At 71.0% G+C, this 19,376-nt stretch carries 13 protein-coding genes; 8 read left to right on the forward strand and 5 right to left on the reverse strand.

The annotated features are described in order from the left end of the window. Positions 1-307: 307 nt before the first annotated feature. Positions 308-1,849, reverse strand: coding sequence for a serine/threonine-protein kinase (locus AW272_RS31990; RefSeq protein ID WP_157518944.1), 1,542 nt, complete (start codon positions 1,847-1,849; stop codon positions 308-310). Continuing rightward, a complete protein-coding gene (locus AW272_RS31995) occupies positions 1,836-2,840 on the reverse strand; it encodes a LacI family DNA-binding transcriptional regulator (RefSeq protein ID WP_066373160.1) in 1,005 nt (334 codons plus the stop codon). The genes AW272_RS31990 and AW272_RS31995 overlap by 14 nt, the downstream gene beginning before the upstream one ends. A gap of 286 nt (positions 2,841-3,126) precedes the next feature. Here AW272_RS31995 and AW272_RS32000 point away from each other — a divergent pair, with 286 nt between their 5' ends. After that, the gene (locus AW272_RS32000) at positions 3,127-3,798 is read left to right on the forward strand and encodes a DUF305 domain-containing protein (protein ID WP_066373162.1); all 672 of its coding nucleotides are present in this window, start codon (positions 3,127-3,129) and stop codon (positions 3,796-3,798) included. Positions 3,799-3,961: 163 nt separating this feature from the next. Here AW272_RS32000 and AW272_RS32005 read toward each other — a convergent pair whose 3' ends face one another. Next, complete coding sequence (locus tag AW272_RS32005) at positions 3,962-4,588, reverse strand: hypothetical protein (RefSeq protein ID WP_066373164.1); 627 nt, start codon at positions 4,586-4,588, stop codon at positions 3,962-3,964. 53 nt (positions 4,589-4,641) lie between these two features. Here AW272_RS32005 and AW272_RS32010 point away from each other — a divergent pair, with 53 nt between their 5' ends. The 4 genes from AW272_RS32010 (at position 4,642) to AW272_RS32025 (ending at position 10,524) form a co-directional block, all read left to right on the forward strand. After that, entirely contained in the window at positions 4,642-5,325 is a 684-nt protein-coding gene (locus tag AW272_RS32010; RefSeq protein ID WP_066373165.1) for a response regulator transcription factor, read from the forward strand. Continuing rightward, positions 5,326-6,636, forward strand: coding sequence for a sensor histidine kinase (locus AW272_RS32015; RefSeq protein WP_066373166.1), 1,311 nt, complete (start codon positions 5,326-5,328; stop codon positions 6,634-6,636). Between the two features lie 47 nt (positions 6,637-6,683). Next, complete coding sequence (locus AW272_RS32020) at positions 6,684-9,758, forward strand: ATP-binding protein (RefSeq protein ID WP_066373167.1); 3,075 nt, start codon at positions 6,684-6,686, stop codon at positions 9,756-9,758. A gap of 67 nt (positions 9,759-9,825) precedes the next feature. Beyond that, positions 9,826-10,524, forward strand: a complete 699-nt coding sequence (locus AW272_RS32025) for an oxygen-binding di-iron domain-containing protein (RefSeq protein WP_066373169.1) — start codon at positions 9,826-9,828, stop codon at positions 10,522-10,524. 4 nt (positions 10,525-10,528) lie between these two features. Here the strand turns inward: AW272_RS32025 and AW272_RS32030 are convergent, their stop codons facing one another. Continuing rightward, the gene (locus tag AW272_RS32030; protein ID WP_066373171.1) at positions 10,529-11,458 is read right to left on the reverse strand and encodes an alpha/beta fold hydrolase; all 930 of its coding nucleotides are present in this window, start codon (positions 11,456-11,458) and stop codon (positions 10,529-10,531) included. A 132-nt stretch (positions 11,459-11,590) separates the two neighbouring features. Here AW272_RS32030 and glgX point away from each other — a divergent pair, with 132 nt between their 5' ends. Genes glgX through treZ form a run of 3 tightly spaced genes read left to right on the forward strand, consistent with a single transcriptional unit; the run spans position 11,591 to position 17,588 of the window. Next, on the forward strand, positions 11,591-13,687 hold the full coding sequence (gene glgX / locus AW272_RS32035; RefSeq protein WP_066373598.1) for a glycogen debranching protein GlgX: 2,097 nt from the start codon (positions 11,591-11,593) through the stop codon (positions 13,685-13,687). Positions 13,688-13,725: 38 nt separating this feature from the next. Beyond that, positions 13,726-15,906: a malto-oligosyltrehalose synthase gene (treY, locus tag AW272_RS32040; RefSeq protein WP_066373173.1), complete on the forward strand. Its 2,181-nt coding sequence runs from the start codon at positions 13,726-13,728 to the stop codon at positions 15,904-15,906. Continuing rightward, positions 15,903-17,588 (forward strand): malto-oligosyltrehalose trehalohydrolase, encoded by a 1,686-nt coding sequence (gene treZ, locus AW272_RS32045; protein WP_066373174.1) that lies wholly within the window; start codon positions 15,903-15,905, stop codon positions 17,586-17,588. Before treY ends, treZ begins: the two co-directional genes overlap by 4 nt. On the opposite strand, the gene AW272_RS32050 is transcribed toward treZ, so the two are convergent. Beyond that, complete coding sequence (locus AW272_RS32050) at positions 17,575-19,368, reverse strand: alkyl/aryl-sulfatase (protein WP_066373599.1); 1,794 nt, start codon at positions 19,366-19,368, stop codon at positions 17,575-17,577. The genes treZ and AW272_RS32050 overlap by 14 nt on opposite strands. Positions 19,369-19,376 lie beyond the last annotated feature (8 nt).

Raw genomic sequence — 19,376 nt, forward strand, 5'->3', positions numbered from 1 at the left:
AACCCGTAATTCAAGGGATCGTGCGGACACGTGCGGAGGCCCGCACGATCGCCCTTACTCTCGCGGGTCAGAAGATCGCCTTCCACCGGGCGTTCCACAGAGTGGACCGGGAAGGGCCCCGGCGTTCCAGCCTGAATGGCCTTGCGACGCCCAGCCGGTCATGCGATGCCCGACTGGCCGTTACGGCGCGCGGCCGGTCTTGCGGTGCCCGACTGGTCATGACGACGCCCAGCCGGGCAGCCACGACACCGTCGGGTGGCTGGCCCCCGGCAGCGGTAGGTGGCTGTCTCGGTGTAACCCGCTCCGGTCAGGTTCCCTTCGCTGCGAAGGCTGCCGACAGCCGGTCGAGGGCCGCCTCCAGCCGTGTCTTGAGGGCAGGAGTGAGGACGCCCTCCCGGAGGCGGTCGTTCAGCTTTATACGGAGGTTGGGGACCGCGCCGCCGTCGTTGTTGGCGATCATGTTGCGCAGTTCGAGTCGCAGGTCCTCGGCGGCCAGCTTGCCGATGTCGCCCGACTTCCTGCCCTCGGTCACCAGGCGGTCGAACCCCGCCGCGGCCGACTCCACGGTCGGGGCGCCGGGGATCGGGCTGGCCAGCGGAATGGGGGCCAGAGTCGATCCCGGACGAGGGGTGGGGCGGGGCGGCGGGGGATCGGGTTTCTCGCCGGCCGGGGGATCGTCTCCAGGCGGGGGGCCTTCTTCTGCCGGGGGGTCGCCTCCGGCGGAGGGGTCGTCTCCGGTTGCCCTGTCAGGCTTCGGGTCGGTTTCGGTGGGGCCGCCCGTGTCCGGGGCGCCCGCTTCGGTGGCCTGGGGTTCGGCGGTGTCCGGGTTGGGGTCGAGGACGGGGCGGCTCTGGTCGGGTGAGGTGCGGGAGGTGGCCTGGCTCGTGGGGGTCACGGTCAGGCTCATGTCCGCGGCCAGCCCGGCCGGGGTGCCGCCGGGCTGCTGCCAGACCAGGATGCTGAGGGCCAGGACCCCCGCCACGGCCGCGCCCCACTTGACCCAGCCGGGCTCGCGTTCGGCCTCGCCGGGTAGCAGGGCGGCCGCGACCTCGCGGGCGCTGGGCCGGTCTGTCGGGTCGGGCGACAGACATCGGCGGCAGACGGCCGCGATCTCGGGGGGCAGTCCGGGGACGCCCTCGGCGCTGGGGGGTGGCCCGTCGCGGCGGGCCTGTTCGATGCCCTCCCAGGTCGTCTCGGGGTAGGGCGGGTGGCCTTTCAGCATTTCGTACAGGAGGACGCCCAGGGAGTAGACGTCCACCGCGGGTGCGGCGGGTAACTCCTTGAGGCGTTCGGGGGCGACGTACGGCGGGGTACCGAAGTCCTTGACCAGGTCGTCGTCGGCCTCGCCGGCGAAAGCGGCGATGCCGAAGTCCAGGAGCTTGGCTCCCTCGGAGGTGAGCAGGACGTTCTCCGGCGTCACGTCCCGGTGCACGATGCCGCGTTCGTGGGCGGCGGCGAGCACCAGCGCCAGGCGGGCGGCGATGGAGGCGGCCTCCTCCCACGGGAGCGGGCCGTCGGACAGGCGGTCGGCCAGGGAGCGGCCCTCGAGAAGGCGCATGACGACGTAGGCGGCGAGGCGTCCCCGGGGGGTGACGGTCTCGCCGTAGTCGTAGACCTCGATGGCGTCGGGGTGGATCAGCCGGGCCGTCGCCCTGGCCTCCCGGCGGATGAGTTCCCGGCCGGGGTTGTCGCCGTCGAGGGAGGAGTCGAGCAGCTTGATGGCGACGGTCCGCTGGAGCGACTGGTCGAACGCCTTCCAGATGACCGACATCCCGCCCGTCGCTATCCGCTCCTGGAGCAGATAGCGACGGGTCAGGACATCGCCTTCGGCCAGCTCAGGTCGATTCACGGACGATCAGTTCCGTGGGCAGGACCGGATTGCCCTTGGGTGCCTCACCGTCGGCCAGGGCCATGAGGAGCATCCGGGCGGCCAGAGCCGCCTGTTCCTCCACCGGCTGGCGGACCGTGGTGAGCGTGGGCGTGGTGTGCCGGGCGATGGGGGCGTCGTCGAACCCGACCACCGCGACGTCGTCGGGCACCTTGCGCCCGGCTCGCCGCAGCGCCTGGATCGCGCCGGCCGCCATTACGTCGGACGCGGCGAACACCGCGTCCAGCCTGGGCGCGCGTTGCAGCAGCCATTGCATGGCGTGCGCTCCCGAAGCGTGGGTGAAGTCGCCGTACGCGACGGGCATGTCGGTGACCCCCGCGTCGCGGAGGGTCTCCCGGAACCCGTCGAGCCGGTCGCGTGCCGCCGGAAGAGTCGGCGGCCCGGCGATCGTGGCGATCACCCGCCTGTTGCTCAGCAGTAGGTGCTCGGCGGCCTGGCGGCCTCCGTCGCGGTTGTCCATGTCGACGTACGGCAGATCCACGCCGTCCGGCGGGCGCCCGGCACTGCGGACCGGGATCCCTGAGGCGGCGAGTGTCACGGCGAGCGGGTGGCGGGCCCGCGCCCCGATCAGGAGCACCCCGTCGACAGCCCCTGCCACCAGTGGCGGAGCGGCGATCGCGGCGGTCGCCGGAGTGGCCGTCATGATCACGAGGGGTACCCCGTGGCCCGCGAACACCTCTTCGGCGGCCGACAGCAGTCGTGCGTAGTACGGCTCGGTGAACAACCGAGGCGTCTGCTCACAGACAACTGCGGCGACGATCTGGTCCGTACGGCGCGCGGTGGAGCCCCGGGGGGCTCTCCGGCGGACGTACCCCAGGCGCGACATGGCGTCGTGGACCTGTCGCCTGGTGCTTGTGGTCACTCTGACCGAGCCCGTCAGGACTCGGGAAGCGGTTGCCGGGGAGACGCCAGCAGCGGCGGCTACCTCTGCGAGGGTGGGAAGATCGGCCATCCGGTCTCCTCAGGCCCGAATTGTGTTACGCGGCGGCTTGGGAGCGCTCCCAAGAACGTAGCACTGTTTCGTGCGTGTCAACAGAGGTTTCGTGTGGATGAAACCTTTCATCGATTTTCGGTCCCCTTGCGCATGATCGCAGGCTAGAACAGGTGCTCCGGAAGCGCATCAAAGTTTGACCGAAAGAGTTAGGAGAGTTCTGCGGGAGGCGCGAATCGTGCGATGTGTGGCCCTCCAACCTTTATATGAACACCCCCTTATGTGGGTTTCGGTAGGGTCTCGCCCCATGACGACCTTCCCCCGGATCGCCCTGCCCGCCATCGTGGCCGCGGCCCTGATGTCCGGATGCGCCGCCGAGACCGTGGTCGACGCCGCGCCTTCCCCCGCAGCCACCTCGGCGGCCACCTCCGCCGCGCCGATTCCGACCGTGACGGCCTCGCAGGAGTCCTCGGCGACCGAGCCGGCCGAGGAGCCGACGGCCACCGAGGAGCCGGAAGTCGTCGCGGACGCCGGGCCGAACGTGCCCGACAAGACCTTCGCCGCCGCCCTGATCACCCACAACCTGCAGGCCTACGACCTGACCGGGCTCGCCGCGACCGCCGCGGGCGACCAGTGGGTGCGCGACTTCGCCGCCGCGTACCGGGCGGAACGCGAGCCCGAGGTCGAGACGCTGAAGGGGTGGCTGGCCGAGTGGGAGGTGGAGCCGCTCAAGCGCGGCCAGCCGATGCCGGGGCTGATCTCCGAGAAGGACATGGCCGATCTGGCGGGCTCGGCGGGAGCCGCCTTCGACGAGCGCTTCGCCGCGTTGATGATCCAGCACCAGAAGGGCGCGCTGAAGCTGGCCGGGGACGAGGCGGACGGCGGTTCCTACGGGCCGGCGGTGCAGATGGCCAACGCGATCATCGAGGCGGGCGACAAGCAGCTGAAGGAACTCCAGAAGTTCCAGAAGTCGCTGTAATCAGGCCTTTCTTCGATTGCGGGAGTGGGGCGGCCGGGCCGCCCCTTTCTCTTTGCGCGGCGTGACGACGGGCACGGGGTTCCGGTCGTGTACGCGGCCACGAAGCCGCCACCGCCATGAGAAATGGCCACCTGAGATTGGGTGAGACCCGATCGAGGCGCGACTAGGTCTCGTACGTGTCCAGCCTCGGTGGCAGGGCGTTCCAGGTGCAGAAGGCCGACGACTCCTTGCCGTCGCGCAGGAACGTGATGCGCAGCCAGTAGGGCTCGGTCCACGTCTGCAGTTCCCAGCCCTCGGCCGGGGTCGCCGACACGATCCGGCAGTCCTTCTCCCGTACGGCCACCGTCGCCCGGCCGCCGTTCAGGTTGAAGGTGTGCAGCTTCTCCTCCGACTGGGCGGCCTGGCTCTGGGCGGAAGGCGAAGGCTGGGGAGCCTGGCTCTGTTTGGGCGCTGGCGGCGGGGTCGGCTTCGGCTCGCTCGTCGTCGCGGTGACCGTCGGGCGGCGGGTCGCGGCGGGCGTCTTCCGGGGCCGGGGCGTGGCGGCTGCGGCGGTGGGTGTGACCTGGATGGAAGCCGGTGGCTCGCTCGGTGGCACGGCCGCCTCGGGCGAGGGCGGTTCGCGCCGGACGCCTGACACCACGTTCGGCTGGGGCGCCGCGACCACCAGGGGAGTCAGCGGCTCGCCGTCGCCGAGGGCCGTACGCAACACGCCGCTGACGCCGAACCAGGCGACCCCGACGGCGAGGGCGGTGGCCCCGCACCACGCCACGGTGTACCCGATCGCACGCATATGGCGCCATTATCCCCGAAAGACCATGGAAACGTGTCGTAACGTGTGGGGCCATGGCGACGGTACTGGTGGTGGAGGACGACGAGTTCGTCCGGTCGGCGATCATCCGCGATCTGAGTGGCCGCAGCCACGCCGTGCGCAGTGCGGGTGGCGCCCTCGACGCGTTACGCGACATCGCGCACTTCCCGCCCGACGTGGTGGTGCTCGACCTGGGCCTGCCCGACCTCGACGGGGCCGAGGCGCTGAAGATGCTGCGGGCCATCTCCGACGTGCCGGTCATCATCGCCACGGCGCGGGACGACGAGGCCGAGATCGTCCGGCTGCTCCAGGACGGCGCCGACGACTACCTGGTCAAACCGTTCTCCGGCGACCATCTCAACGCGCGCATCGAGGCGGTGCTGCGGCGGGCGCGGACCACACCGGCGGTGGCGGCGATCCGGGTGGGCGGGCTGACCGTCGACACGGCCCGGCGGGAGGCCGCGCTCGACGGGAAGGCGCTGGAGCTGACCCGCCGGGAGTTCGACCTGCTGGCCTATCTGGGCGCCCGGCCCGACCGGGTGGTGTCGCGGAAGGAGCTGCTGACCGAGGTCTGGCGGCAGTCCTACGGCGACGACCAGACGATAGACGTCCACCTGTCGTGGCTGCGGCGCAAGCTCGGGGAGAGCGCGTCGAGCCCTCGCTACATCCATACGGTCCGGGGGGTCGGAGTCCGCCTCAGCGCTCCGGGTGCCGAGTAGATGCGCAGGAGCCTGGCGCTCGTCGCCGTCGCCGTGACGGCCATGGTCGCGCTCGCGTTCCTGATCCCGCTGGCCGCCGCCGTGAAGCAGGCCGCCGAGAGCAGGGCGCTGGGCGACGCCGAGCGGCAGGCCAGCATGATCGTCCCGGCGCTGGTGGTGACCACCGACCCGGAACGCCTCGAACCGGCCCTGGCCAGCACCGCCGCCGGTGGCGCGGCGCGGCTGGCGGTCCACCTCGAAGGCGGGTCCGTCGGGGTCTCGCGGATCGGCGGCGTCGACCCGGCTGCCGTCCGGGCCCAGACGATCAAGGTGCCCGGCGGGTTCGCGCTGCTCCGCCCGGTCGCGCTGGACCGGGGGAGAAGGGCGGTGATCGAGGTGTACGTCCCCGACGCCGCCCTCGGCGAGGGAGTCGCCACCTCCTGGGCGATCCTCACCGGGGTGGCGGTCGCGCTGGTCGCGGGCTCGGTCGTGGTGGCCGACCGGCTCGGCTCCCGGATGGTCAAGGCGACCCGGTCGCTGGGCGCCGCCGCGGGCGCCCTCGGCACCGGCGACCTGTCGGTCCGCATCACCCCGGCGGGCCCGCCTGAGCTGGTCGCCGCCGGTCAGGCCTTCAACACCATGGCCGACCAGGTCGCCGGGCTCCTCGCCGCCGAGAGGGAACTCGCCGCCGACCTGTCCCACCGCCTCAGAACCCCCCTCACCGCGCTCCGGCTCCACGTCGGCAGTGAGGGCCCGGCCGCCGAGCAGGTCGACCGCCTCGAACGCGCGGTCGACGCCATCATCGAGACCGCCCGACGGCCGGCCCGTCCGACGACCATGGGGTGCGACGCGGCGGCCGTCCTGAAGGAGCGCCTCGCCTTCTGGTCGGCGCTGGCCGAAGACCAGGCCAGACCTTGGGATCTGTACGGAACCGAGGAGCCCGCCAAGGTCCCGGTGGCGGCGGCCGACCTGAGCGCGGTCATCGACGCCACCCTCGGCAACGTGTTCCGGCACACCCCCGAACGCACCGCCTTCACCGTCACCCTCCACCAGGGATCCGGCATGGTCGGCATCCTGATCGCCGACGCGGGGCCGGGCATCGACGACCCGGCGGGCGCGCTGAAGCGCGGCCACAGCGGCGCCGGCTCGACCGGCCTCGGTCTGGACATCGCCCGCCGCCTGGCCGAATCGACCGGCGGCCACCTCAAGGTCGACCGGTCGCCCCTGGGCGGCGCGGCCATCCAGATCTGGCTGCGCACCACGGAGCCTGCCACCGGTCCGCGCCCGGCCCGCCGGTTGCTCCGGCGCGCGGGCGGCCCACGGCAGGTGTGAGGGCCGCAGCGAGCTGGACATTGGCCCCTTTTCGGTAGAGTCCGCCCATGGAATTCCGGGTGCTCGGGCCCATCACGGTGATCGGCGCCGACGGCGTCGCTCTGGATATCGGACCGCTCCAGCAGCGCTCGGTGCTGGCGCTCTGCCTGCTCGCCTCGCCCCGGCCGGTGACCGTGGCGCGGATCATCGACGCCCTGTGGGACGAGGCGCCGCCGGCGAGTGCGGTGAACACCGTCCAGGCGTACATCTCCAAGCTGCGCCGGGCGCTCGAACCGAGCCGGTCGCGCCGGGGGGCCGCCGCCGTGCTCGTCGGCCGGTCCGGCGGCTACGCCCTGGACATCCCCGACGCCGACGTCGACCTGCGCCGGGCGGCCATCCGGGTGGACGAGGGGCGGCGGCTGCTCAACGCCGGAGACGCGGGGAAGGCGGCGCGGGAGTTCCGGCTGGCGCTCAGCGAGTGGCGGGGCGACGCGCTGACCGGGTTCGAGAACCTCGCCTGGGCGCGTGAGGAACGCGTCGCGCTCGACGAGCTGCGGCTGACCGTGGTCGAGGAGGCCAACGAGGCCGACCTCGCGCTCGGCCGGGGTTCGGAGCTGGTGCCGGAGCTGGCGCGGCTGGTGGCGGCGTACCCGACGAGAGAACGGGTCCGCAGGCAGGCCGCGCACGCCCTCTACCAGGCGGGACGCCAGGCCGACGCGCTGGCGCTGCTGGCCGAGGGGCGGCGGGTGCTCGTCGACGAGCTGGGCCTGGACCCCGATCCGAGCACCCGTGAGCTGGAGGCGCGCATCCTCGCGCAGGACGCCGGGCTCGCCCCGGCGGCGCAGGTGCGGATGGTCGCGCCGCCGCCGGCGGAGGAGATCCTGGGCCGGTCGGCCGAACTCGACCGGCTGGCCGCCGCCGTCGAGGCGCCGGGCCACCGGATCGTGCTGGTCGCCGGGGAGCCGGGGATCGGCAAGACGAGCCTGGTGGAGGCCGCCGCGCATCGGGCGTCCGGGGCGCGGGTGGTCATCGGCCGGTGCTGGGACGGCGGTGGCGCGCCGCCGTTCTGGCCGTGGGTGCGGGCGCTGCGCGAACTGACCGGCCGCGACGGCGAACTCGCCGAGATCACCGCCGCCACCGGCGAGTTCCCCATGTACGAGGCCATCGCCCGCCTGGTCAACGCGGCCGGCCCGACGGTGATCGTGCTCGACGACCTCCAGTGGGCCGACGCCTCCTCGCTGCGCCTGCTCGACTTCCTGGCCACGACGCGGTCGTGCCCGGGGCTGACGGTGCTGGCGACGTACCGGGACACCGAGGTCGGCGAGCCGCTGGCCCGCGCGCTCGCGGCGCTGCGCCGGCTGTCGCACGTCGAGGGCGTGACCCTGGGCGGGCTGCCCGAGGACGCGGTGGCCGAATATCTGGCCCGATCGGGCGCCGATCCGCTTCGGGCGGGGGTGGAACTGCGGCGTACCGGCGGGAACCCGTTCTTCCTCGGTCTGGGCGACACTCCGGGCGCGATGGCCGAGGTGCTGCGCGGACGGCTGGCCGCGCTGCCCCCGGGGGCGCACGACGTGCTGAGCGCCGCCGCCCTGATCGGCCGGGAGACCGAGCTGGGCGTGCTGCTCGACGTGCTCGACCTGCCGCAGGACCAGGTGCTCGACGTGCTCGACGCGGCGGTGCAGGCCAGGCTGCTGACCGAGCGGTCGCTCCACTACACCTTCAGCCACGACATCGTGCGCGACGTGCTGCGCGACGGCCTGGCCCCGCTGCGCCGCCGCCGCATGCACGCGCGGGTCGCCGCCGTGCTGGAGAGCCGCGGCACCCAGCCGGGCGAGCTGGCCTACCACTACCGCGAGGGCCTGGTCATCTCCGGCATGGCCACCAAGGCGATCACCTACGCCCGCGCCGCGGCCCGGCACGCCACCGGCCAGTTCGCCCACGAGGACGCGGCCGGCCATCTGGAGCACGCCGTCGCCCTCACGGGCCAGCTCCCCGTCACCGACCTGGCGCTGAAGTGCGACCTGCTGATCGAACTGGCCGAGGCGCTGACGGTGGCGGGCCTCAATTCCCGCGTACACGCGGTTCTGGACGAGGCCGTCGCCGTCGCCGACGACCTGGGCGACGGCGAACGCCTGGCCCGCGCGGCGCTGGGCTTCTCCGACCCGCTGGTCTGGGCCATGTACGAGGAGCTCAACGCCACCGCCGTCCTGGTCGAGCGGATCGACCGGGCGCTGCGCGGGGCGGGGGCACGCTGGCGCTCGATGCTGCTGTCGGCCGCGGCGATCATCGGCGCCTTCAGCCGCCCGATGGACGCCAGCCGCGCTCTGGCGGCCCAGGCGATCGAGGAGGCGTCCGACGACCGCTCGCTGCTGCGGGCGCTGAGCGCGGCCGATCTCCTGTCGCGGGGCGTGGCCCCCATCGCCGAGCGCGAGGCGCTGATCGCCCGGATGCGCGAGGTCACCGTCGATCTGGTCGACGAGTGGCTGGTCGAGGAGGCCTGGTTCGTCGAACTCTTCACCCAGGGCCGCTTCGAGGAGGGCCGGCCGATCCTGGCCTGGCTGCGCGAGACCGCCGTCGAACTGCGTCGCCCGGCTCTCGCGAGCCTGGCGGGCTGGTGGGCGGCGATCGTGGCCTACATGGTCGGCGACCTGGCCCTGGCGGAGGCCGAGGCGGCGGAGGCCGCCCGCGCTCACCCGGACGGCGGCCGGGGCCCGAAGTCACGCGCCGACCTGATGCGCGCCCTGCGGCTGCGCGCCGAGGGCGACTCGGCGGCGGCCCTGGAGATCGACGGCCGGGAACAGTTGTGGACGATCCTGCGCTGCGCCCTCCTGCTCGACGTGGGCCGGGAGGAGGAGTCGAGGGAGATCTTCGCCGAGCTGTCGCGCGACGGCTTCGCCGTCATGGTCGGCGACCTGGCCTACCGGATCGTCCCCGACCTGCTCACCGAGCTCATCGTGGCCTTCGACGACCGGGAGGCGGCCGACGCCCTCTACCCCCACCTGGAGGTCTGCACCGGACGCGTCCTCGGCTGGGCGGTGGCCGACAGTTGCCTGGCCCGCCTGGCCGAGGTGCAGGGCCGTGACTCGGCCACGCTGCGGAAATCGGCCGACGAGTTCGCCCGGAGGGCCGGCATGCCCCGCTGAATCACCCACTGAGCCCGACAAGTTCCCGGCAAGTGACGGCCAAGCCGGACCGGCGAAGCTGGACCGCATGCTCGAACCGCATCGCATCGCCCCCGACACCGTGCTGATCCCACGCCTCGTCCCGGCCGCCGACGGGTTCGGCTTCGTCAACACCATGGTGATCACAGGCCGGGAGCCGGTGCTGGTGGACACGGGCTCGGCCCTCCACCGCGACCAGTGGCTCGAAGACGTCTTCGCCGTGGTCGAACCGGCGGACATCCGATGGATCTTCATCAGCCACGACGACGCCGACCACGTGGGCAACCTGACGACCGTCCTGGACCTGTGCCCCCGCGCCACCCTGGTCACCGGCCGCCTCCGCCACCCCCCGCTCGATCCCCGCCGCAGGATCCGCCACATCCGCGACGGCGAGTCCTGGGTCGCCGGCGGCCGCACGCTGAGGGCCGTCCGCCCGCCCCTGTACGACGCCTCCGCCACCCTGGGCCTCTACGACGACCGCACCGGCGTCTACTGGGCCGCCGACTGCTTCGGCGCCGTGGTGGCCACCCCCGTGGTCGACGCCTCGGAGGTCCCCGCCGACGAACACCTGGAAGCCGTCTGCCGCTTCGCGACGGGCCTGAGCCCCTGGCGGGCGTGGCTGGACCCGGTGGTCTTCGGCGGGTACGTCGACCAGATCGCCGCCATGGAACTCACCGCACTGGCCACGGCGCACGGCCCGACGATCACCGGCCGGCGGATCAAGCTCGCCTTCGACGCGCTCCGCTAGACGGTCAGGTGCCGCTGGAGGTCTCCGGAGGGAAGGTGTGGCCGCTGCGGAGGAAGTCGCGCCACTTCTCCTGGTCGTATTTCTGGGGGTGGGTGTTCTTGATGAACTCGACGACGGTGTCGACGAACCGCTCCGGCTGGTCGTGGTGGGGGAAGTGGCCTGTGCGGGGGAAGACGGACAGGCGGCTGCCGGGCATGGCCTGGTGGGCGACGGTCGCGTGGGTCGCGGGGATGACCGTGTCGTTGGCGCCCCAGATGATCAGTGTGGGCATGCCCGCCGTCAGGTAGCACCGGTCGAGCATCGTGATGACCTGGCCGCGCATGTCGACCCCGGCCCGCAGCGTCCGCAGGAACGCCTGCCGGGCGGTCATCGAGGTCAGGCCCTGATAGCGGGCCAGCACGTGGTCGAAGTCGGGGCCCATCCGCAGGCCTCGCTTCAGGAGGGGGGCGACCAGACGTACCAGACCTTGAACGGGGGCCGAGGTGGCGACGGCGAGGCCGGTTTCGGCGGCGAGGGGGCCGCTGGCGAGGCGGAGCAGGGGATGGACCTCGCGGCCGACGCCGCCGCTGCTGACCAGGACCATGCGTTCGCAGCGTTCGGGGAACTGGTAGGCGAACTGCATCGCGATGCCGCCGCCGAGGGAGTGGCCCACTACGGTGACCTCGTCGACGCCGAGGACGCCGAGGAGGTCGCGCATGCCGCACGCGTAGGCCGCGACGCCGTAGTCGGCTCGCGGCTTGTCGGAGTCACCGTGTCCTAGCAGGTCAGGGGCTATCACCGTGTGGTGCTCGGCCAGCCTCTCCATTACGGGTTTCCACGTCTCGGAGCTGTCCGCTATGCCGTGGATCAGCAACAAGGGCGGTCCGCCACCGGCAATCCGGTACGCCCGCCTGTACCCGTGAACGTCGAGGAAGCGCACCTCGCTACTGTCCATACAAGAGTGTTCTGCCAGGTTGTTGCCCGTTTGTAACGCGCCCGTTTCCCCACGAAACCGAGGTTTTCCCGGCCCGTGGGAGTAACTCGCGATATGCGGGCAAAGAGAGTTCCCGCGATGGAGCATATGAAGATGCGAGAGATCTGGCCGGGGGATCCTTATCCGCTCGGCGCGACATATGACGGTGCGGGCACCAACTTCGCCCTCTTCTCCGAGGTCGCCGAGGGGGTGGACCTCTGCCTGTTCGACGACGAGGGCGGCGAGGAACGCGTCTCCCTCTCGGAGGTCGAGGGCCATGTCTGGCACTGCTACCTGCCGGGCATCCAGCCCGGCCAGCAGTACGGCTACCGCGTCCACGGCCCCTACGACCCCAAGCAGGGCCAGCGCTGCAACCCCAACAAACTCCTCATCGACCCCTACGCCAAGGCCATCGAAGGCGCGGTGACGTGGGACCAGGCGGTCTACGGCTACACCTTCGGCGACCCGGCCAGCCGCGACGACAGCGACTCGGCGCGGTACGTGCCGCGCAGCGTGGTCATCAACCCGTTCTTCGGCTGGGGCCACGACCGCCCGCCGCAGACGCCCTACCACGACACGTTCATCTACGAGGCCCACGTCAGGGGCCTGACGATCCAGCATCCGGGGGTTCCCGACCGGATCAAGGGCAGCTACGCCGCCATCGGCCACCCGGCCATCATCGACCACCTGACCTCGCTCGGGGTCACGGCGATCGAGCTGATGCCGATCCACCAGTTCGTCACCGACCACATCCTCGAGAAGCGCGGCCTGTCCAACTACTGGGGCTACAACACGATCGGGTTCTTCGCGCCGCACAACGCCTACTCCTCCTCGGGGGAGCGCGGCGGGCAGGTGCTGGAGTTCAAGGCGATGGTGAAGGCCCTGCACGAGGCCGGCATCGAGGTCATCCTCGACGTCGTCTACAACCACACGGCCGAGGGCAACCACCTCGGGCCGACGCTGAGCATGCGGGGCATCGACAACGCCAACTACTACCGGCTGGTCGAGAGCGACAACCGCTACTACATGGACACCACGGGCACCGGCAACAGCCTGCTCATGCGGTCTCCGCACGCGCTGCAGCTCATCATGGACTCCCTCCGCTACTGGGTGACCGAGATGCACGTCGACGGGTTCCGCTTCGACCTCGCGTCGTCGCTGGCCCGTGAGCTCCACGACGTCGACCGCCTGAGCGCCTTCTTCGACCTGGTCCAGCAGGACCCGGTGCTTTCGCAGGTCAAGCTGATCGCCGAGCCCTGGGACGTCGGGCCCGGCGGCTACCAGGTCGGCAACTTCCCGGCCCGGTGGACGGAGTGGAACGGCCAGTACCGCGACACCATCCGCGACGTGTGGCGCGGCGAGCCCGCCCGGCTGCCCGAGTTCGCGTCCCGGCTGACCGGGTCGAGCGACCTCTACCAGCTCGACTCCCGGCGGCCGGCGGCCTCCATCAACTTCGTCACGTGCCACGACGGGTTCACGCTGGAGGACCTGGTCTCGTACAACGACAAGCACAACGAGGCCAACGGCGAGGAGAACCGCGACGGCGCGAACGACAACCGGTCGTGGAACTGCGGGGTCGAAGGCCCCGCGACCGGGCCTGTCGCGCAGCTGCGCGAGCAGCAGAAGCGCAACTTCCTGGCGACGCTGCTGCTGTCGCAGGGCGTGCCGATGATCTCGCACGGCGACGAACTCGGGCGCACGCAGGGCGGCAACAACAACGCCTACTGCCAGGACAACGAGATCGCCTGGGTCGACTGGACCGAGAACTGGCTGTTCCTCGACTTCACCCGCCGGGTCTCCAAGCTGCGCCGCGAACACCCCGTCTTCCGGCGGCGCAGGTTCTTCTACGGACGTCCGGTCCGCGGCTCCGGCGACCCCCTGTCCGACATCGTCTGGCTGACCCCCGCCGGCACCGAGATGACCGACCCCGACTGGAACAACGGCTACGCCAAGGCGCTGGCGGTGTTCCTGAACGGCGAGGCCATCACCGAGCCCGACAGCCGCGGTCGGCGGATCGTCGACGACTCGTTCCTGCTGCTCTTCAACGCCCACTACGAGGCGATCGAGTTCACCATCCCCAACGACTACGGCGAGATGTGGGAGACCGAACTCGACACCGCCATGCCCATCGCGACCGGCACGCGGATGTGCCGGGCCGGGGAGGCGGTGCCCGTCGCGGGACGTTCCGTGCGGGTTCTGCGCCGGTTGTGACGTTTCTGCACTCTGAGGAGCGGGGTAAGGGGCCCATCGTGACGTCGACCTACCGTGTCCAGCTCACGCCTGAATTCGGCTTCGAAGCGCTCTCCGAGCTGACCGGTTACCTGCGCGATCTCGGCGTCGGCGGCATCTATCTGTCGCCGACGCTCCAGGCGGTCGCCGGCTCCCAGCACGGCTACGACGTCACCGACCACTCGCGCGTCCGCGCCGAGTTCGGTGGCGTCAAGGGCCTCAGGGCGCTGGCCGGGCAGGGGTTCTCGATCGTGGCCGACATCGTGCCGAACCACATGACGGTGCCGGTGCCCGAGTCGGACAACGCCCAGCTCTGGTCGGTTCTCCAGCTCGGTCCCGAATCCCCTTACGCCGCCTGGTTCGACCTCACCTTCCCGGTCGCGCTGCCGGTGCTGGGCGAGAACCCGGAGTTCGTCGTCGACGGCGAGGTGCTGCGCTACTGGGACCACGAGTTCCCGCTGCGTGCCGGAACCGCGGGCCTTCCACTCGACGAGCTTCTCGCGGCTCAGCACTACCGGCTCGTCCCCTGGACCGAACCGCCCGGTTACCGGCGCTTCTTCGACGTGTCGTCCCTGATCGGGGTGCGGGTCGAAGACGCCGAGGTGTTCGAGGCCACCCACCGGCTGACCCTCGACCTGATCGACGAGGGTGTCATCGACGGCCTGCGCGTCGACCACCCCGACGGCCTCGCCGATCCCCGGGGTTACCTTCGCCGGCTTCGTCAGTTCACGTCGGTGCCCGTTTGGGTGGAGAAGATCCTCATCGGCCGTGAGCGTCTTCCCACCGACTGGCCGTGCGAGGGCACGACCGGTTACGAGGCGCTCAACGCGATCACGCGGTTGTTCGTCGACCCGGCGGGCTCGGAGAAGTTGATCAAGACCTTCACGCAGCGCACCGGCGTCTCGGCCGACTATGACGCGGTCCGCTACGAGGCGAAGAAATACGTTATATCCCTGTTCTTTAGAGGTGAGGTCGACCGCCTCGAAAGCGCGCTCGGCGAACCCGGCCTCCGCGACGCGCTCGTCGAGATGCTGGCCGCGATGCCGGTCTACCGGGCCTACGTGAACCCGGGCGAACCCCCTTCGGCCGAGGCGATCCGCATCGTCGAGGGCGCCGCCGTCGAGGCGGGCCGCCGCACCGACCCCGGCGCCGTCGCCAGGGTCGCGCACCAGGTCCTGTACGGCCCCGACGAGGCCGTCACCCGCTTCCAGCAGACGTGCGGGCCGGTGATGGCGAAGGGCGTGGAAGACACCGCGCTCTACCGCTGGTTTCCGCTGGCCTGCCTGAACGAGGTCGGCGGCGAACCCGACCACTTCGCGGTCACCCCGGAGGAGTTCCACGCCTTCTGCGCCGTGATGACCCCGACGACCATGACGACGCTGTCGACCCACGACACCAAGCGCTCCGAGGACGTCCGGGCGCGCCTGGCGGTGCTGTCGGAGATACCCGACGTGTGGGCCGACGCGGTCGAGTCGTGGAGCGGCCAGGTCAGGTTCGACCCGGCCCTCGACTACCTGGCCTGGCAGTCGCTCATGGCGGCCTGGCCGATCGACGTCGACAGGTTCACGAACTACCTGCTCAAGGCCGCCCGCGAGGCCAAGACCGCGATCTCGTGGATCAAGCCCGACGACGTCTACGAGGCCGGGCTGCGCGACTTCTGCCGCAAGGCCGTCGAGGTCTGCGGCTTCTCGGTGGCCTCCTTCACCGCCGTGGTCGACCGGTACGCCCGCGCCAACTCGCTGGGGCAGAAGGTCGTCCAGCTCCTGATGCCGGGGATCCCCGACCTCTACCAGGGCAACGAGATCACCGACTTCTCCCTCGTCGACCCCGACAACCGGAGGCCGGTCGACTACGCGCTTCGCCGAGCCCTGCTGGAGAACCCCGACGACACGTGGGACGGGCAGAAACTCCGGACCGTGACCGCCTGCCTACGTGCGAGAAAGCGGTTTACGGGTGATGAGTCCTATACGCCGATCGAGGCCGGCCGTAACGCCATCGCCTTCGCGCGCGGTGACAAGGCGGTGGCCGTGGCGACGCGGCTGCCCGCCGCACTGGAGCGGCGCGGCGGGTTCGGCGGCGACAGCGTCATGTTGCCGCCGGGCCGTTGGGAGTGCCTGCTGACCGGGTCCGAACTCACCGGCCGGGTACCCCTGGCCCACCTGCTGTCCCGATTCCCCGTCGCCGTCCTGGAGAGCAGATGAACCAGTTCGAGGTGTGGGCGCCCACAGCGGCCCGCGTCGAGATCGAAAGTCGGGCCGGCCGTCACGACCTGACGGCCGACGGCGAGTGGTGGCGTGGCCCCCAACCCCCGCACGGCGCCGACTACACCCTTTATGTCGACGGCGACGGCCCCTTCCCCGACCCGCGCACCCGCCGCCAGCCCGTCGGGGTCGAGGGCCCCAGCCGGGCCTACGACCACGCCCAGTTCACCTGGGGCGACCAGGACTGGCGCGGCAGGGACCTGCGCGGCGCGGTCGTCTACGAACTCCACATCGGCACGTTCACGCCCGAGGGGACCTTCGGCTCGGCCATCGCCAAGCTCGACCACCTGATCGACCTGGGCGTCGACTTCATCGAGATCATGCCGGTGGCGCCCGTACCGGGGAAACGGAACTGGGGCTACGACGGCGTCGACCTGTGGGCGGTGCGGGAGGACTACGGCGGCCCCGACGGCCTGAAGACGCTGGTGGACGCCTGCCACCGCAACGGCATCGGCGTCATCCTCGACGTCGTCTACAACCACCTCGGCCCGTCGGGCAACTACCTCAACAAGTTCGGGCCCTATTTACACGACTTCAAGGGCTCCTTCTGGGGCGACGCGGTCAACCTCGACGGGAGACACTCCGACGAGGTGCGCCGCTACTTCATCGAGAACGCCCTCCAGTGGCTGCGCGACTACCACATCGACGGCCTGCGGCTCGACGCCGTGCACGCCCTGCACGACAAGCGGGCCGTCCACTTCCTGGAGGAGCTGGCCGGTGAGGTCGAGGTGCTCGCGGCCGTCCAGGGCCGGCCGCTGACGCTGATCGCCGAGTCAGATCTCAACGACCCCGGCCTGATCACCCGATTCGGCCTGCACGCGACCTGGAACGACGACGTCCACCACGCCATCCACTCCAACGTCACCGGCGAGACCCACGCCTACTACGCCGACTTCGGCGGCCCGGCGTCGCTGGCCAAGGTCCTGACCTCGGCCTACTTCCACGACGGCAGCTACTCCTCGTTCCGGGGCCGCTCCCACGGCCGCCCGGCGAGGGGCCTGCCGGGGTGGCGGTTCGTGGTGTCGGCGCAGAACCACGACCAGATCGGCAACCGCCCGGCCGGCGACCGGATGACCGTCGACCAGCTCTGGGTCGCCTCGGGACTTCTGCTGACCTCGCCCTTTACCCCGATGCTTTTCATGGGCGAGGAATGGGGCGCCTCGACGCCGTTCTATTTCTTCACCGACCATTTCGACCCCGCCCTTTCCGGCAACGAGGGAGAGCGCAGGGAAAGGGAGTTCAAGGACTTCGGATACGACTGGAAGGCGCCCGATCCGCAGGAGGAACTGACGTTCCGGAGATCGAAACTCGACTGGGCCGAGAACGCGGAAGAGGAACACGGCGCCCTGCTCGGCTGGTACCGCGACCTGATCGCGCTCCGCAAGTCCCACCCCGACCTGGCCGACCCCCGCTTCGAACTGGTCAAGGTCGACTACGACGACACCCGCCACTGGGTGGTGATCGAACGCGGCTCGCTCCGCATCGCGGCCAACCTGGGGGAGAGCTCGGTGCCGGTCCGGGTCCCCGAGGGACACGTGCTGCTGGCCTCCGACGAGGCGATCACGTTGACCGGGCCGGATCTCTATCTGCCGCCGCTGTCGCTGGCGGTCATCCAGGTGTGACCACTGCGAATCCGGGGTCGGGGTCGTCGAGCAGGGACAGCAGCCGGGTCAGCACGGCCGGGTCGCCTTCGTGGTCGCCCGGCGCCGCTCCGTTGATCACCTGGAGGAATTCCAGCTTGCTCAGGCGGAGCCGCAGGTCCGCCGGGCCGCCAGGGCTGATGATCAGGGCGCCGTTCGACAGGGTGGTCCGGCGGTGCTCGCCGGTGTCGGTGAGGTTCCAGTCGATCGACAGGGTCTCGTTCCAGGCCTTCGGGCCGTTCACCCTGATCGCGACCGCGTCGAGCAGCTGGTCGAGGGTGAGTGCGGTCAGCACGTCGGGCGCGGCCGTGTCGGCCCCGGACGGGAAGGTGCGCCGGGCGGTGAGTTCGAGGGCGGCGGTCAGGTAGAAGTTGCGCCAGACGCCGTTCTCGGCGTGCTGGCCCAGGCGGGTGTAGACCTCGGTGAGCCTTCTGCGGGCCTCGGCGTGCGCGGGGGCGGCGAAGACGGCGTGATTGAGCAGGGTGGCGGCGAATCTGAGGTCGCCGTCCTGGATGTAGCGGGTGGCCATCGCGACGGTGGCCGAGGGGCCGCCGAGGCATTCGACGTAGCGTTTCGACTGCTCGACCGGCGGGTGTTCCCACAGGTGGGCGGGGTTGCCGTCGAACCAGCCGAGGTAGCGCTGGTAGATCGCCTTCACGTTGTGGCTGACCGAGCCGTAGTAGCCGCGGGTGTTCCAGGCGGTCTCCAGGCCGGGCGGGAGCTCCATCCGCTCGGCGATCTCCGAGGCGGTGAGTCCCTGGTTGATCATTCGCAGGGTCTGGTCGTGGAGATAGGCGTACAGATCCCGCTGTTCCTGGACGAGTCTCGTGATTCGCTCGCGGCCCCATGTCGGCCAGTGGTGGGAGGCGAAGGCGACCTCGGCGTGCGGGACGAACAGGTCGAGGACCTGGTTGAGGTAGCGGGACCACATGCGCGCGTCCCTGACCTGGGCGCCGCGCAGGGTGCCGAGGTTGTGCTGGGTGTGGGTGGCGTTCTCGGCCAGGCAGACGGCGTGCATCTCGGGGAGCAGCAGGTTCATCTCCGCCGGGGCCTCGGTGCCGGGGGTGAGCTGGAAGACGATCCGGACGCCGTCGACCGTTTCGAGCTGGCCCGTCGTGGTGACGTCGATCGTCGGCGGGAGCAGGCTGACCGTGCCCTGCGAGGCGGCCAGGCCCAGGCCGCAGCCGATCTGGCCCTCGGGGGAGACGGGGAGCGCCATGCCGTACATGTAGACGCCCCGGCGGGTCATGGCGGTGCCGGCGTAGACGTTCTCGGCGACGGCGTGCTCCATGAATCCGGCCGGGGCGATGATCGGGATGTCCCGGCCGTCGGTGACGCCCCGGACGCCGCCGTAGTGGTCGACGTGGGAGTGGGTGTAGATCACGCCGGTGACCGGGCGGTCGCCTCTTTCCGACCGGTAGAGCTGCAGGGCCGCAGCGGCGCATTCGGTCGAGAGCAGCGGGTCGATGACGATCACGCCGCGCTCGCCCTCGACGAGGGTCATGTTGGACAGGTCGAGGCCGCGTACCTGCCAGACGCCCTCGGTGACCTCGTAGAGTCCCTGCCGGGCGCACAGGCGGCTCTGCCGCCAGAGGCTCGGGTCGGCCGAGGCGGGGGTGTCGTGCTCCAGGAATCGGTAGGCGTCGGCGTTCCAGACGATCCGGCCGTCGGCCGACCTGATCAGCGCCGGATCGAGGCGGGCCTTGAAGCCCCGGTCGGCGTCGGCGAAGTCGGTCTGGTCGTGGAAGGGAAGGTCGGCCATGAAAACGG

It is taken from the genome of Herbidospora mongoliensis (assembly GCF_001570545.1).
Lineage (GTDB): Bacteria > Actinomycetota > Actinomycetes > Streptosporangiales > Streptosporangiaceae > Herbidospora > Herbidospora mongoliensis.